The organism is Desulfomonilaceae bacterium, from assembly GCA_041662605.1.
In the GTDB taxonomy this organism is placed as follows: Bacteria; Desulfobacterota; Desulfomonilia; order Desulfomonilales; family Desulfomonilaceae; genus CAJBEZ01.
In genome coordinates this window covers 1-15,298 of sequence record JBAZSD010000047.1, presented here as the reverse complement: position 1 = coordinate 15,298, position 15,298 = coordinate 1, and the positions used below count along the sequence as shown (strand labels likewise).

Here is a 15,298-nt window from a genome sequence, read left to right as displayed (position 1 = left end):
CCGTGAAAAAGCGTCTTTTTTGCAAAAACACTATACCACGGGCCTGCCCGTGAAGCTCATTTATTACACATGCTTAAACACCCAAAAAACACTTTTGCAAGTGGCTCAATTATTAGGGAGCGCTCGATGCGCTATAAAATTACTCCAATCGGGACTTGATCTTTTTAAATTCGCTTTGATCGCGTAGATTTTTGAATACTGGGTCCGAGGAAAGCTTATCCAGGTTTCTATAGCCTCTATCTATCGCCATATTTAGAGACTTAAACGCTTTTGCATTCTGGTTGTTCAGAGCGTACATCCCAGCCAGGTTGTAGTAGTGAGATGGATCTCCTGGTTCCGTGGCCACAGCCTTGAGCATCCACTTGATGGCCTCATCCAGTCTACCGGATATTGCCAGATTCAGGGCGTAGGGAGCATAGAGCGCTGAGGACCCAGAAAATTTTTCAATGCCTTTCTCTATGAGTTTCCGGGATTCATCGATTCGACCAGTTTCCAGCCATAACATGGAGAGATTGGCGTATACTTCCGGAAAATCATGACCGGAATCCAGAATTTGTTCGTAAGTATCCTGCGCTTCCTTCCGATTTCCTCCCTTATAAAGAGCAATGGCCAGAGATAGTTTCAACTCCGGATCGCCACCAGCGAGTTTCACGGCCTCGCGATATTCATTTACCGCTTCTCCATATTGATGGGCTTCCAGAGCGAATGAGCCAAGCATTTTGTGAACTTCAGGGTTGTCGGTTTCCGACCCGGCGATTCGTAAAAGCGCTCTCTTTGCTTCCTCCTTCTTGCCTGCCCAGCGTAGGGTTTTTGCCAGATTGAGGTCTCTTAGCGCATAAATCGACGAATCCAGGGATTTGAACCCCTGGTCCAAAACTGATTGGATTTCCGTCTTGTTCAATGTTTTGCACCCGCTTATCAGTCCCATAGACTGAATTTTCTCATATAAAAGCTCAGCGAGCGCCTGGTGCAACTCAATAGTCGGATGAACATGATCCAGGAAACTTTCATCCCCTGGGATGCCTGATTTACTTCCATGCTCTTTGGAATAGGAATCCACGAAACTGCAAAATTTGATCAATGGCGCTTGCTGTTCGGCAGCGATTTTGTCAATTTGATCGATTATGGATGACGTTGCCCTAAGCGGGCAAACGTCTAGGTCTTTAGCCTTTACAAAGTTGCGACGTGCTTCCTGGTATTGCGTCTCTGCTTCCAGGGCTTTGCCCTTCAGGAAATAGGTCAGCGCGTATAATGGATCAACACGCTCTATTTCATTTGTTTCATCAACGGCCTTCTTGAAATCTCCACTTGCAAGCAACGCTCTGACGTCTTCAAGTTTTCGGTCTATCTCTTTTTGTTGCGTCAAAGTCAGTTTGGAATCGTGTTGAGACTTGAAGGGAGAAAAATCTTTGAGATTGGAGGGAGTTTCCACAAGAATTATTGGAACGTGGGCCTGTTTGCACAGGGAGATCATCTCTCTCAGGTTGTAAGCGTAATGCTTTAATACACCGCGAGCAAATTGTTCATCATGATAGTACAGGTCCAGCCCAGCGCTCTTATCTAGAATTGTGGTAGCTTCATCATTGAGTAGCGTCTTATCTGCATTGCTATTTGGAGAATGATCTTTTTGATTCGTCTTTTTGTCAGCAGTCTTTACCCTGTCTATTATCGGTACAAGGATGGTTTCCAACGCCCTGTAAATCCTGAGATTCTCCATGTAGGATCGTAGCGAGATCAGTAACGGTCCCTGCTCAAACATGCCTGCGTAACTGCGTCTTTCAAGGAACTCATTGTGCCCGACATACATTATTACGAGGTCGGGATTGTATTGAAGACTTTCCTGTACTAGATTCACAATTCTGTAAGAAGCGTAGGAAATCCCACCGGCATTGATAACTTGAACTTTCTTTGTCGGGCAGGACGCGGCCAGAATGTCTTCGAGCCATCGCGAATATGAAGTTCGGCCGTCAAAGGGATGGCCATATGTTGTGGATTCGCCGAAAGAAAACACGCGCAACGAGTCTGGCGGTTTTTCAACCGGGAATGAAACATCGTTGAAATATTTTAAGCGAATGGGGGAAACAGAAGCGACACCGTCTTTGATTTTAAAAAGAGGATGTATCGAGGAAAATCCCACAAAAGGGTCATCGATTTTCACGTCAGGGGTCCAAAACAACCTTAACCCAAACTCTATGAATCCAAGCGCAAGGAAACAGACAACCAAACCTAAAAAAACATTTTTCAGCCAACCGCCGAGAGGTTTTTTCAAATTGTCTGGCGAAATCTCAGGTCGGGTTATTGAATTCTTGTGGGAAGTTTTCCTTTGACTGTTTTTCGAGATTTTTGGATTCTTGGGTCTTGGAGGCATGACAAATTTCCCAGGTTTTTTCTGCTAGTATGTTTTTGACAATCCGATCTTCGATAATCCCATACGGTGTTTGACCTTTGAGCCCGGTACATTTAAAATTACACGAGGCGTTAATGTCAAACAAGCTGGATTACGAGGCTACGATACTGAAAATTATGGACACTGCTTAGTAGGAGACACATATGAGAGAAAGTCTGATGATTGCATTCCTAACCTTGTTTTGTTTGGTTTTCGCTGTGGGTGGGGTCATGGCTCAAGATCCAGTCAAATGGTCAGCCCCCATGAATCAATATCCGGAACAGTGGTCCCCGTCGCCCGCTCCGCCCCAATACAATCCTTACGGATATTCTTACTATCCTTATGGCGCTTACGGGTACGGGGGCGATGGACAAAATCAGGCTTATTCTTATGGTTACCCTGCGCCTGCTCAGCAATATGGTGGCGCTTATTCGGGCAACCCGTATTATGGCTACTACGGCAGGTAATAACCGTCTGTCTTACTTATGCAGCGAGTTCAGGCCCACGAATGGATCTCTGCCTTAATGGCCGAGATAAGGTCATCCGGCTTAATCAATCTGGTCTCTTTTGTCTGGCGATTTCTGAGTTCAATACCGCCTTGTGACAATGCTTTTTGGCCAATGGTTATCCTTAAGGGTATTCCAAACAGGTCAGCGTCTTTGAATTTAACCCCTGGTCGTTCGTCTCTGTCATCCCACAGAGTGTCAATATTGTTGGCCCACAGGCTTTCATACACCTTGAGAGCAGCGTCATTTATCGCCTCCGATTTTGACGCTATTGTGGTGATTATTGCTGTGAAAGGCGCCAACGGTGGTGGAAAAATGATACCGTCATTGTCGTGATTCTGTTCGATTGCAGCGGCAAGAACTCTGCTTACTCCGATCCCGTAACATCCCATTATCATTAACGTGTCTTTGCCTTCCGGATCCAGAAACGACGCGTTCATGGCTTTTGAGTATTTGACCCCAAGCTTGAAAATGTGACCGACCTCTATTCCTTTGCTTAATCGTAATGTTCCTTCACACCGGGGACACAAGTCACCTTCTGTTGCGGACCGGAAATCTCCCGCTTCATCTACCCTGAAACCCTTTCTGGGATCTACATTGACCAGATGGGTGTCGATCTCGTTTGCGCCTATCACTGCGGCGTCTATGGAAAATATGGCGTTATCGGCCAAAATCCTCGTATTTTTTAATCCAAGTGGACCTGAAAATCCTACAGGGCCACCCGTAACCTCCCGGATCAAGTCAGCGCCGGCCATTTCAATCTCAGAAACATTGAGGAAATTTTTTACCTTGACTTCGTTAAGTTCATGATCACCCCTCAACAGGACGGCAACAGTACCTTTATCTGTTCTTAAAATAAGAGTCTTGATGATGTTTTCAGGAACAATTTTAAGAAAAGCGGCGACTTCTTCGACCGTCTTGACGCCAGGTGTATTTACTTTTTCAAGCTCTCCTGAAGTAGATTCAATTGATGCAGGTAGAGATCTAATTTCGGCTTTTTCAAGATTTGCCGCATAGTCACATGAATCACATGACACTATAGTGTCTTCGCCCGTGGTCGCGAGAACCATGAACTCATGTGAGAAACTGCCACCGATTGGGCCCGAGTCAGCCTCAACGGCTCTAAATTCCAGGCCGCATCTTTGGAAAATTTTAACATATGCGTCTCGCATTTGAAGATAGGTCTCTTCCGCTCCTTCTTCAGTCGCGTCGAAGGAATAGCCGTCTTTCATCATGAATTCGCGGCCACGCATCAATCCGAAACGAGGCCTTATTTCGTCACGAAACTTGGTTTGGATCTGATACAAATTCAGTGGCAGGTCCCTATAAGAACGAACCTCGCGTCTAACAAGATCGGTAATAACTTCCTCGTGGGTCGGGCCAAGGCAACATTCCCGGTCATGCCTGTCCTTGAATCTGAGCAGCTCTTTGCCATAGATTTCCCAGCGACCTGATTCTTTCCAGAGTTCCGATGGTTGCACAACCGGCAGAAAGACTTCTTGCGCGCCCGCCGCATCCATTTCTTCCCTAACGATCTGCTCGACTTTGCGCAATGAGCGATAACCAAGAGGCAAATATGAATATATTCCGGCTGTTAATTTTCGGATCATGCCAGCTCTTATCATTAGTTTATGGCTTATAACTTCAGCGTCAGAAGGATCTTCTTTAAGGGTCGGAACCAAGAATCTGGATAGCTTCATTAAAAATTCCTCTACCGGCTAATGGTGCATTGTTAGCTACGCATGGTCGCAATTGCGGTTTTTATGGTCCTCAATCTTCAAATTCTTAACAGAACCGTTTCAAATAGGCAAATGTTGGGATTCCAAAAGCGCAGGATGAGAAGTCTAGTGTATGGAACCTGGTTTCTGTTAAAATAAATCAACAGGGGAACTTGACTGACACTATAGGAGTCAATTGCTGAACAACAAATCATCCGGCGAAATTTTACTCATCGCAGCGGAGCTAAGGAAAATTGCCTCTTCCTGTCACCTCTGTCCACGGGAATGTGGAGTAGACCGGACCTCCGGGGAATGTGGCTACTGCGGAGCTGGGTGGCTCCCATCTGTGAGCGGTATTGTCAAGCATTTCGGAGAAGAGCCTCCTCTAGTTGGAAACGGTGGGGCAGGGACCATCTTTTTTGCACACTGCAATCTTCGATGTGTATTCTGCCAAAACCACCAGATCAGTAGAGGCCTTGTCTGTGATGAGATTTCAGTCGCTGGTCTGGCTTCTGAAATGGTTCGTCTTCAGTCCGAAGGGTCGACAAACATCGAGCCTGTTTCCCCAACACATCAGGTTCACGCATTCATCGAGGCCCTGGGCTTGAGCGTATCGCACGGGCTGAATCTTCCGATTGTTTATAACTGTGGTGGCTATGAATCACTGGAAGTCATCAAGATGATCGACGGGATTGTGGACATTTACTTACCTGACTTGAAATACGCTAATAATGACGCCGCATCTAAATATTCGGATTGTCCGGATTATGTGGAACATGCCAGAGCCGCCATCTTGGAGATGTATTCGCAGGTGGGCGAACTGGAACTTGATTCCGATGGGAGCGCTCAAAGAGGCTTATTGATCCGGCATCTTGTGTTGCCTAATGATATCTCGGGCTCTATCGACACTTTGCAGTGGATAAAGGCTAATCTATCGACAGACGTGGCGATATCCCTGATGGCCCAGTATTCGCCGATGCATGAGGCTCATAAATTTAAAGAAATAAACAGGCGTATCCGTCAGGACGAATATGATAGGGTGGTTGATAAGTGCTGGGAACTTGGATTCGAGAATGTCTATATACAGGACTTCGCGGCGCAGGATTTTGGCATTCCGGATTTTACTGAGGATGAGCCGTTTAGGTGGACCTAAAAAATAAGATTCCGGCAATTAAATTAGGCTCTTAGACATGAATCAACAAAAATTCGATTTTTCTGTCTGGGAAAGGAATTGTGCCCGCAAGAGCGAAGAACGTGAAAAGTCGCGTCAGTTCGCTTTAGCGCGTCTGGATAAAGCGCTCAGGGTCCTGTCAGAGAAGTACTTCTGGCACGGGATTTTTGTATTTGGTTCAGTGACTCGTGAAGGAGCGTTTCATGAGAATTCAGATGTGGACATAGGGATCGAAGGACTGGATCCACTTCAGCATCATGAATTTATTGGCGAACTCTCCAGATTGCTGGAGCGAGATGTTGATGTAGTCCTCCTCGAAGAATGCGGATTTGGTGACAGAATTAAAGAAAAGGGGCTAAAATGGTTGATGAAAACAAAATAGCCGTCTTCTTGGCAGAATTCGATTATCAGACAAGGGAAATTGATAGGATTTATAAGATCATTCAAATAAGAACGCCGTCCGACGCAAAAAATCCCATGCCGGATGAAGTAGTTGAAAGCATAGGTTACTGGCTTCACAACTTATATTGCGCGTACGAAGATTTGTTCAAGATCATATGCTCTTTCTGGGAAAATAACATTACTTCCGATTCAGGTTATCATTCATCTCTTTTGAAACGCATGGTTTTCGGAATAGAAGGAATAAGGCCCGCTTTACTTTCGGAAGAAAGCTTCAGGATACTCGATCAACTCCGGGGTTTTCGGCATGTGTTCAGGCACGCCTATGCCCATGGTCTTGATGAGGAACGTATCCTCATCCTGCTGAACCGAATTAAGTCATCAAACCCGATCATAAAAAAAGACTTAGCGAAATTCAGGCAGGCTGTCGTTTCAATTACCCGACAAGACCTACCCAGCAACTGACACACCTGATGTTATTAATTAGTAAATGAGTTTAACAAGTTAGAATTTAATTGCAACATGTCAAATTATGTAGTAATTGGACTGACGTCGTGAACATGCTTTTCACGAACGGGGGATATCGAGATCCATTCCACTAATTAAAACCTAGCTATCATTAGAAAATCCGGGGGGAAATCAAATGACGAAGCGAGCCATTTTCACAATCGTTTCCTGCAACTATTTCCATTATGCCAAAACGCTCATGCAATCTGTAAGGAAAGTAGATTTAATTTCTGATCTTTTTGTGGTTCTGGTTGATGAGGGTTACAACCCTGAACATTATGCGTCGAACGTTTTCGAAGTCATCAATTTCAAAGATATACCGATTCCTCAGAGGAAGAAGATGTGCTTCCAGTATGACATATTGGAACTCAATACCGCAGTTAAACCCTTTGCCATCAAGTGTCTGTTCACTAAGGGCTACCAGAAAGTCGTCTATCTTGATCCGGACATATTCGTTTACAGCTCCCTGGAAAGAACATTTTGCTCACTTGAATCATATCACGCAGTCGTCACGCCTCATCTAACTGAGCCTCTAGATGATAAATTTCGGCCTGCCGACCTGGATATACTTAGAGCGGGCATCTACAACCTTGGATTCTTTGCTGTGAAGCCCACTGCCGAGGTTCAGAAGTTCATCGATTGGTGGGCGGACAAACTCTCAGACCACTGCAGGGTCGCTATTTCGGAAGGAATATTCGTTGATCAGAAATGGTGCGATTTTATTCCATCTTTTGTAAGCCAGGTACTTGTAGAGCACGACCCGGGAATGAACGTCGCTTACTGGAACCTGAAGCATCGTGAGGTCACAGACCAGGACGGGGCATACTTTGTCGGATCTTCTCGGCTGATCTTTTTCCATTTCAGCGGATTGGGCCTAAACGGATTGTCACTGCTGTCCCGTCACGAAGACCGTTTTGAATCGCTAGGCCTACCCATAACCATTGACAGACTGAAAAAGAACTATCTTGAAATGTTAAAAAAGAACCAGTCAGAATTTTATTCCAGGCAACCATATAATTTTGATCACTTTACTAATTCGTCCGTCAAAATTCCAAAGGCCGTTCGTGAGTTGTACAGAACCAACCGTTTAGTACGTGCCGTGTTTGGTTCAGATCCATTTGATATGTCTAAGGACCCAGGATTCCAGAAAACCTACAACAAGAAAATTTACGGGAAGAAAAACCCGATTACTTTACTGTGCGAATCCATATACAAATCCAGACCGGACCTGCAGGCTGCTTTCCCCAATTGTGGCGAGAATGACGGTGTTGATTTATGCCGTTGGTTTCTGAAGAACGCTAATTTGGAACATGGGCTGGACGATATCTTTGTCCGTGTCGCAAGGAAGGGGCTAGACAATATTGCCAAGCCCAGCGCAGGCTGGGCTAGCTTAAAGCAGGGCCTTGTGAACAAGGTCCTGACAGTGGCTATACAATTTACAAGACCCAATCATGGCGCAATTCAAGACCAGCGCACAGATGCGAAATTAGCCCACCATTGCAGTAGGTTAGCCAAACCGGCAGTACACTGGGCTTACAGGATCGCTAAACGGCTCTTGGGATTGGATCGCTGTCATAGAATACGGGAAGCGCTAAACCAAAGTCTCTTGAAATCGTATGGCGGCAAATCCCAGCCTAAAGTGGTTTATGCGAGAAATCGCCACAAAGATCATGGGCTAAACATCATCGGGTACCTTACCGCTGAACTTGGTTTAGGTGAAGCTGCCAGAGCGACAATTCGCGCTGCCACAGCCGCTGGAATTTCCATCAGCGCGATCAATTTTACCGACGGCTGCAATTCTAGGATGTTTGAAAGTGTAGGCGCCGATGTCGACAAGTCTCCCAAACACTTTGTGAACCTTGTGCATGTCAATGCCGACCAGACACTGGCGTTGGTCCAGGGCATGGGTCGACATTTTTTCTCAGATCGTTACAACATCGGCTACTGGATGTGGGAAACAACGGAGTTCCCTTCGAAGTTCCTTAAATCATTGGAATATTTTGATGAAATTTGGACCGCGTCCGAATTTTGTCGCGAAGTGTTAGCCCGGAAGTCGCTGAAACCAGTTGTCAAGATACCTCACTCCATGAACATGACCCTATCGAAGCCAGATTCTCAACGGATGCTGGGTTTACCTGAAGGCTCCTTCATATTTTTCAATATGGTTGATTTTTTCAGTTTTCCAGAGCGTAAGAATCCTCTCGGCGCAATAGAAGCATTCATTAAAGCCTTCGGAACTGCGTCACAGGATGTTCGCCTGATCGTCAAGATAAGCAACTCTTCTCATCGTCCAGAGGTAAAAAAGATTATCAAGAGCAGGGTCGAAACGACCAAATCAATTACGTTGATTGAGGGTTATATGGACAGGTGGTCACTGAACACGCTGATGGCCAACGTGGACTGTTACGTCTCGCTTCATAGATCAGAAGGTTTTGGTTTGCCGATAGCAGAGGCAATGAGTTTGGGCAAACCGGTAATTGCCACCGGTTGGTCCGGCAACATGGAATTCATGGATGATTCCAACTCGTTCCCAGTCAAATATGAACTTACGGAAATCCCTTTACAAGATGGCCCTTACAAAAATGCCGGTTGTTGGGCAGAACCGGATTGTAATCACGCCGCCGAACTGATGTCCTATGTTGTTAAAAATCCAAACGTTGCGCAAAAAGTTGGCTCCCTGGCCAAGAAAAAGATGCTTGAGGAATATTCTCCTGAAGCTATTGGAAGCCGCATGCGTGATCGGTTAGGCTGGATTCAGGAATCGCTCAACTGAAACTACTGTAATGTCATTTCGAGGGGCGGGGGGATGATGGGCTGGATATCGCTCAGGGCAACAATGATGACAGCAGCGTACTGTTCGATACTCGCCGCAGTTTTGATCGTCGATCTTGGGAGATGTGGGATTGTACCTAACCTTAGCGGTATTGCTTTTCTGACATGGCTGCCATTTTCATGTGTGCTCTGGGGGGTGATCTATTTTAGATCATTCTCCCTCTCAGACCTCAATCTGATCACGATGGAGTCATGCCTGATCACCGGCTTCTGGTTGACAAGCGTCGGTCTTTTGACCGCCGCGTTTTTCTCACCGAATTTCTTTTTGACTGCCACATTGTTTGCAATTTGGAATATAGCGCCTTTGTGCTTTCTCATCCGCAACCCGGAGTCCCTAGGCGCCATAAACTGGAGATGGTACAATCTGTGGCTGTTGTTAACAATTGGTTTATCAATGTCTTTGTGGAGTCAGACCGGCGTAATCCAGAAAATCATTAACCCTGATCACATCAGGTTCCTACCATGGTCCGACCATTTTGTTCATGCCTCCATAATTCAACGCCTTTATGAATGCTCCAAACTCGGAGTCCCGCAAGAATTCGCCATGATGTCAGGCATTCCGGCGCCTTTTTATCATTACGGCTCGTACATGATCCCTTCGGTCCTGCGAGCCGTAAGCTATGTTCCGGCGATCAACATTTCGACTGCATTCTGGTTACCGCTGGGCGGGATCCTGTCCGGACTAGGGGCGTTCGTCTTGGGAAACGGATTGTGGGGCAAGAAAGAAGGAATATCATGCGCCCTGATGATCACTCTTTTGCCCGACCCCTATATGTATGGTTGTGGGCTTGGATATTTCAGTTACCACTTTCTCGGCCAAACAGGGGCTGCGCTGTTTTACGCGGAAGCAATAGCCGCTGTTGGATTGAGTCTGGTAGGGAAGGGCGTAGCCATCAGAAATGATCGGCAAGTATTGGGAGGCCTCGTTCCAATCCTAAGCCTGGCATTATTTAAGGCCCATGTATTCATCATCATATTGCCGGCGGCATGTCTTTGGATAATGCTGTTTTTCCCATCCATAAGCAAAACTAAAAGATTTTTGGGAATATGCCTGTTGATTATTGGTTTCGTTACAATGGCGTTAATCGGGGTCCAGCTCCGTTACATTTCATTTGGTCAACCATGGGCGCTCGAATTTTTTCGTGGTATTTTCTCGCGCGCTTCAGATTCCGATCCGAGGATATATGCGTGGTTGTTCGGGCTCACTCAGAAAACTCTTACTATCCGGGATGATATTGCGGTCGGAACAATTCTCCTGTGGTTCGCTACTCTGGGGCCATTAATAATAGTCGGCGCAGGTCTGGTAAATTGGCTCCTGGTTAAAAAGCTTCTAGATTTTAAAGACGCCTTACCTTTCCTTTGCACGGCCATGTGGACAGGCCTGGTTGTAGTCATGCCCGCCAACCAATACGGTAATCTCGACGAACTCCATCATCGCCCATTCCATGTTGTCTACTATATCTTCGTTATCTGGTTGGCCGGGAGATCATGCGACCTGTTGTTCAAGAGAGTGGATCAGTGGAAACACAAGTCCACTGTTCTCGGCCCAAAACTCAAGATAGCGCTAGCACTAGCCACGGCCTTACTATTAATTGTTCCATGGCATTTCGGCGAATCCGTCTTGAATATAGGGCCATGCGCTGACCGTCATCAGAATTTCAAAATAGAAATGGATGTGTGGAGAGCAGGGGAATTCATGAGGGCAAACGGGAAGATTGGGGATGTGTTTCTGGATTCTGAAGAGGATCAATTCATGAATGTAATAACTGGGATAAGTGAACGCCGTCCATTTTTGTCCGAACCATACCATCGGTTTGTTTCTAGAAATGTTCCAGGTTCAGAGTTAATCGATCGGAGGCAAAAGCTTCATGAAGAATTAAGAAAATGCGATTCTGCCGAATGTATCAACAGAATCGCAAGGGCGAACAAAATCAGATGGTATTTGACTCATCCGTCAGACAGTCTTACGTGGGAGTCGAACCCCAAAATGAAACCGGTGTTTGAAGCGGACGGTTACAAGGTCTTTGATTTGGACATGGCGCAACCTGCTCATAGGCGCCATTAGGTTCCACCTTTCTCAGATAACCTCGTGGATTTGCCGTCAACATCAATCTTTCCAGAGATGTATCCACAATAAATTCTTCGTTTTCCGCCAGGAACTCCATTACCGCCTCCATAGGACCTGGCCCGAAATCCGGGAAAACGGGGTGACCGTTTATATTCGTATCTTCCACGATTAGATAGCTTCCCGTTGTGACCATATCCTTAAAACAAATCATTTCGGCTAAGACATGCTCTTTGGAGTGATCTGAATCCAGTATCACCATCACCGTTTCAAGGCCGGCCGATTCCTCCGCAAGCTTGAGAAGCACAATTTCATCGGTAGAGGAACCCTTAATGTACTTCAGCCTGTGATGACGTGGTCGAGGCTTTTCCCCATCTGGCCCGTCGCTAATATCCACAGAAATAACCCTGCCATGATTAATTGCATTAAGAATTGTTGCTAAGAATAGCGCTGATCCCCCATAGAGGGTACCTGTTTCAATAATGAGATCAGGTCTGAGTTTGTAGATCAGTTCCTGATAAATCCAAAGATCCGTCGGAAATTTTTGGACGGGAGTCCCCAGCCATTGTGTGCTCTTCCATGTGTTGTTTTCGTCGTCGTAATAGATTTTGTTGAATTCTGAAATCAGATCATGGTGTGTCATCGATTCCCCCCGTTTGCCTTGCTTACATAAGGCAGTTATTAATTAATACAAATATATAGCAACTTTGTTTAAAGCAACTTATATTTTCAGCTGAGATGTGTCGTTTTGTTCTGGCCTTTCCTAGCGCGTCACCCTAGGCTGAGTTACGACGCCCTGTCAGGGCTGATTATGGAAGACACGAGGCTCATTAATTAGCGGCTCGTTCAGCCATAAATTCTCTGTATTGCGCCACGACATGTTCAGGTCGACCATTAGCCCTGATCTCGCCGTGATCCAGCCAGTAGACGTAATCGGACATTTCCTCCACCTGTTTAAGGTCGTGCGACACGAAGAGGATCGTAACGCCACTGGCTCTGAAGTTCTCAATGCGCCTCCTGCACTTGGTCTGGAAAGCGTCATCACCCACACCGAGGATCTCATCCACAATTAAAATGTCCGGATCCACATCCGTGGCTATCGCAAAGCCGAGCCTTGCTATCATTCCCGATGAATAGGTCCGCAGAGGAGCGTCAATGAATTCCCCAAGTTCCGAGAAATCTATAATCTGGTCGAGTTTTTGAGTTATTTCCTTATTTGTGCAACCCAGGATAGTCCCGTTGAGATAAGTGTTCTCACGGCCTGTCAGTTCAGGGTCAAAGCCCGCTCCAAGCTCGATTAACGGGGCGATCCGCCCATTAATCACAACTTTCCCTTCTATCGGTTTGATAACACCTGCCAGAACTTTGAGCAGCGTGCTCTTGCCCGCTCCATTACGGCCGATTACACCAACTACTTTGCCTGTAGGTGATTCAATGTCTACGTTCTTGAGCGCCCAGAACTCCTCGTAATCGTAACGACCACCCTTAATACGGTAAATTACATATTCTTTGACCGACCGAATTACCTGCTTAGGTAACTGGAATTTTACGGAAACGCCCGAAACGTTGATAGATTGCATGTTCTTTTTAGAACTCACCGCTCAGATTCCCCCTTTGATCTGAGGATCAGGGTAAACTGGTGATCACCCACAAAATAGATTTCCCTCTTCGTTCGAAATGACAATACCTTGATAGTAGTGTCAGCCGAGGTGCCGACAATTCAACAGTAGTGGCAGGCGTCCATGTTTGCTGTAAAAAACACCTTAGAATTCAGTTGGCCTAAAACCCGGTTCATTCATTACGTCCATCAATTCATCGCCCACAGCGAGGACAATAATTCCTTTCCGGGAAGCGTGCTTCACAAGGCTGTCGTCAACGTATAAGGTAGCCAAAGAACCGATGAATTTTCGATTTGTATATTCCGGGAAGTATTCCCTGACATCTCTAATTGTATCCATTAGTTCGCCGATATCAGCCGGAGCAAGTTTATTTTTTGTCTCGTTAACCAACACATAGTCACCGCATTCGGCTATGGCGTCAAACTCCTTGGTACGACTTCTGTCGTCTGGGTGAACCCGGCGTATTCGTACCATGAGACCGCAGCCGTAAGACGGTGGGCAGTCAACCACTTCCTGAAGTATACCGCATATACTCGGCGCTACCAGATCTTCTGTCATGCGACCTTGTTTGTTGGCTATCTCTCCAAGCTGTTTGTTCAGTTGCCGATGCTCTCGGCGCATCTCATCCTTAAAACTTTCGATTCCATCCTTAAAACCGCTCACTTCATCTTTGAAACCGCGCATCTCATCCTTAAAGCTTTCGACACCGTCCTTAAAACCACTCATCTCTTCCTTAAACCCGCGCATTTCATCTTTGAATTCCTTCATTTCTTCTTTAAATTCCCGCATCTCTATTGATGTTTGCGCAACTGTGGCTATCAGGTCGGCCATCATCTCTTCCAGGCTTCTGACTCTTGACTCCAACAGTGGGATGTTCATAAACTACCTCCTTGCCCCCTTGATGTAACACTATTAATGTGAATCATTTTAAATGGAGCGTCAAGGAATTGTGGCTCGTGGCAAGCCTCGATCGAGATGCCTACACATAATAAACAAAATCATCTTCAGCCTTGGTAAACACCTTGTACCCAATGATAAGCGTCACCACAGCAATCAAAACGCTCATCGCAATTATGCCGAAACTCGGGAGCGTACCATTGTAAATAGGGCATCTGAAACTCTCGATGAAATAATACATGGGGTTCATTTTGATAAATATGTGGTATCTCTCGGGCACTATATCCATCGGATACATTATGGGAGTAAGGAACATCCACGGCATGAGAATCACGTTATAAAATTCGCCCACATCAAGAAAGAACACGGTCATCGAAGCAAGCATCAAGGCCACCCCTAGTGTGAACATGGTCACAAGGATAAATGGCACTATCAGGAACAACATAGACGCATGGAAGCCGTTTCCCAATATTGGAACTATTATCAGCAACGGTATCATCGCTGCTCCAAAATTGATCAATCCGGACAAAACTACGGACAGGACCAGCGCAATCTTTGTGATGTAGACCTTCTTGATGAGTTGCCCAGCGTTTATGATGCATCTCGAAGCCGTGGTCGTGCTTTGCGAGAAGAAATTCCACACAAGGTATGCGGACAAAAAATAGATAATGAAATCTTTGGTCCCAAACCTGAATATTGTTGAAAAAACAACCGTGTAAACCGCTGTCATAATTATAGGATTCAGCATCGTCCACATGAATCCAATTGCAGACCGCTTGTACCGTACCGTGAGTTCGCAGCGGACAAGATTGAACAGAAGATCCCCCGATATAAACATGTCTCTAATATTGTCCCCCCATTAATTATACAGATCAAGAGTCTAAAACAATTAAGGAAATTGATTACTATATTTTGATGTGAGTGTCAAAGGATTTGAGAAAAGAAAACCACGGCGCCAATTTCCTCATGGCAGGCCCTTGCGACGCATATCATCTCGACCGAACCTCGCGACAATTGTCATTTCGTGCGAGCGTAGCGACGAGAGATCTTTCCCTGACCTGTGGGGTGAAAAGCAATGGTCTAGCGAATTAGGACAGTTGAACGCGACTTTTAAGTGCAAGCTGCTTGTTCATGCCGCTGCTCTCTGTTGGGGTGGGTAACCCCAGTAAACTTCATAAGGTGTTCTTCTGTCAAGGCT

At 45.9% G+C, this 15,298-nt stretch carries 12 protein-coding genes; 6 read left to right on the top strand and 6 right to left on the bottom strand.

Going from position 1 to position 15,298, the window contains the following annotated elements; all coding sequences use genetic code 11:
• Positions 1-139 precede the first annotated feature (139 nt).
• A complete protein-coding gene (locus tag WC647_19635) occupies positions 140-2,368 on the bottom strand; it encodes a tetratricopeptide repeat protein (GenBank protein MFA6224516.1) in 2,229 nt (742 codons plus the stop codon).
• Positions 2,369-2,550: 182 nt separating this feature from the next.
• On the opposite strand from WC647_19635, the gene WC647_19630 reads away from it, so the two are divergent.
• Entirely contained in the window at positions 2,551-2,853 is a 303-nt protein-coding gene (locus WC647_19630) for a hypothetical protein (GenBank protein MFA6224515.1), read from the top strand.
• Positions 2,854-2,882: 29 nt separating this feature from the next.
• On the opposite strand, the gene WC647_19625 is transcribed toward WC647_19630, so the two are convergent.
• The gene (locus WC647_19625) at positions 2,883-4,592 is read right to left on the bottom strand and encodes a proline--tRNA ligase (protein MFA6224514.1); all 1,710 of its coding nucleotides are present in this window, start codon (positions 4,590-4,592) and stop codon (positions 2,883-2,885) included.
• Between the two features lie 214 nt (positions 4,593-4,806).
• Between WC647_19625 and WC647_19620 the strand changes: the two genes are divergently transcribed.
• The 5 genes from WC647_19620 to WC647_19600 all read left to right on the top strand — a co-directional run bounded on the left by WC647_19620 (position 4,807) and on the right by WC647_19600 (position 11,584).
• Entirely contained in the window at positions 4,807-5,763 is a 957-nt protein-coding gene (locus tag WC647_19620; protein ID MFA6224513.1) for a radical SAM protein, read from the top strand.
• Between the two features lie 37 nt (positions 5,764-5,800).
• Complete coding sequence (locus tag WC647_19615) at positions 5,801-6,163, top strand: nucleotidyltransferase domain-containing protein (protein ID MFA6224512.1); 363 nt, start codon at positions 5,801-5,803, stop codon at positions 6,161-6,163.
• Positions 6,142-6,645, top strand: a complete 504-nt coding sequence (locus tag WC647_19610) for a hypothetical protein (GenBank protein MFA6224511.1) — start codon at positions 6,142-6,144, stop codon at positions 6,643-6,645. Before WC647_19615 ends, WC647_19610 begins: the two co-directional genes overlap by 22 nt.
• Before the next feature lie 178 nt (positions 6,646-6,823).
• Positions 6,824-9,460, top strand: a complete 2,637-nt coding sequence (locus tag WC647_19605; protein ID MFA6224510.1) for a glycosyltransferase family 4 protein — start codon at positions 6,824-6,826, stop codon at positions 9,458-9,460.
• A 33-nt stretch (positions 9,461-9,493) separates the two neighbouring features.
• Entirely contained in the window at positions 9,494-11,584 is a 2,091-nt protein-coding gene (locus WC647_19600; protein MFA6224509.1) for a hypothetical protein, read from the top strand.
• Here the strand turns inward: WC647_19600 and WC647_19595 are convergent.
• The 4 genes from WC647_19595 to WC647_19580 all read right to left on the bottom strand — a co-directional run bounded on the left by WC647_19595 (position 11,484) and on the right by WC647_19580 (position 14,938).
• Positions 11,484-12,227 (bottom strand): CmcI family methyltransferase, encoded by a 744-nt coding sequence (locus WC647_19595; GenBank protein MFA6224508.1) that lies wholly within the window; start codon positions 12,225-12,227, stop codon positions 11,484-11,486. The two genes, WC647_19600 and WC647_19595, sit on opposite strands and share 101 nt — an antisense overlap.
• A 187-nt stretch (positions 12,228-12,414) precedes the next feature.
• Positions 12,415-13,182, bottom strand: a complete 768-nt coding sequence (locus WC647_19590) for an ABC transporter ATP-binding protein (GenBank protein ID MFA6224507.1) — start codon at positions 13,180-13,182, stop codon at positions 12,415-12,417.
• 165 nt (positions 13,183-13,347) lie between these two features.
• Positions 13,348-14,082 (bottom strand): hypothetical protein, encoded by a 735-nt coding sequence (locus WC647_19585; GenBank protein MFA6224506.1) that lies wholly within the window; start codon positions 14,080-14,082, stop codon positions 13,348-13,350.
• A 100-nt stretch (positions 14,083-14,182) separates the two neighbouring features.
• Positions 14,183-14,938 carry an ABC transporter permease gene (locus tag WC647_19580; GenBank protein ID MFA6224505.1) on the bottom strand — a complete coding sequence of 252 codons (756 nt, stop codon included), beginning with the start codon at positions 14,936-14,938 and terminating at the stop codon, positions 14,183-14,185.
• Between the last annotated feature and the right edge of the window lie 360 nt (positions 14,939-15,298).

What these genes read in the sequence shown, in the direction of transcription:
- WC647_19635 (MFA6224516.1), bottom strand. Translation starts at nt 2,368, where the DNA reads ATGCCTCCAAGACCCAAGAATCCAAAAATCTCGAAAAACAGTCAAAGG.
- WC647_19625 (MFA6224514.1), bottom strand. Translation starts at nt 4,592, where the DNA reads ATGAAGCTATCCAGATTCTTGGTTCCGACCCTTAAAGAAGATCCTTCT.
- WC647_19580 (MFA6224505.1), bottom strand. Translation starts at nt 14,938, where the DNA reads ATGTTTATATCGGGGGATCTTCTGTTCAATCTTGTCCGCTGCGAACTC.
- WC647_19630 (MFA6224515.1), top strand. Translation starts at nt 2,551, where the DNA reads ATGAGAGAAAGTCTGATGATTGCATTCCTAACCTTGTTTTGTTTGGTT.
- WC647_19600 (MFA6224509.1), top strand. Translation starts at nt 9,494, where the DNA reads ATGATGGGCTGGATATCGCTCAGGGCAACAATGATGACAGCAGCGTAC.
- WC647_19610 (MFA6224511.1), top strand. Translation starts at nt 6,142, where the DNA reads ATGGTTGATGAAAACAAAATAGCCGTCTTCTTGGCAGAATTCGATTAT.
- WC647_19595 (MFA6224508.1), bottom strand. Translation starts at nt 12,227, where the DNA reads ATGACACACCATGATCTGATTTCAGAATTCAACAAAATCTATTACGAC.
- WC647_19615 (MFA6224512.1), top strand. Translation starts at nt 5,801, where the DNA reads ATGAATCAACAAAAATTCGATTTTTCTGTCTGGGAAAGGAATTGTGCC.
- WC647_19585 (MFA6224506.1), bottom strand. Translation starts at nt 14,082, where the DNA reads ATGAACATCCCACTGTTGGAGTCAAGAGTCAGAAGCCTGGAAGAGATG.
- WC647_19605 (MFA6224510.1), top strand. Translation starts at nt 6,824, where the DNA reads ATGACGAAGCGAGCCATTTTCACAATCGTTTCCTGCAACTATTTCCAT.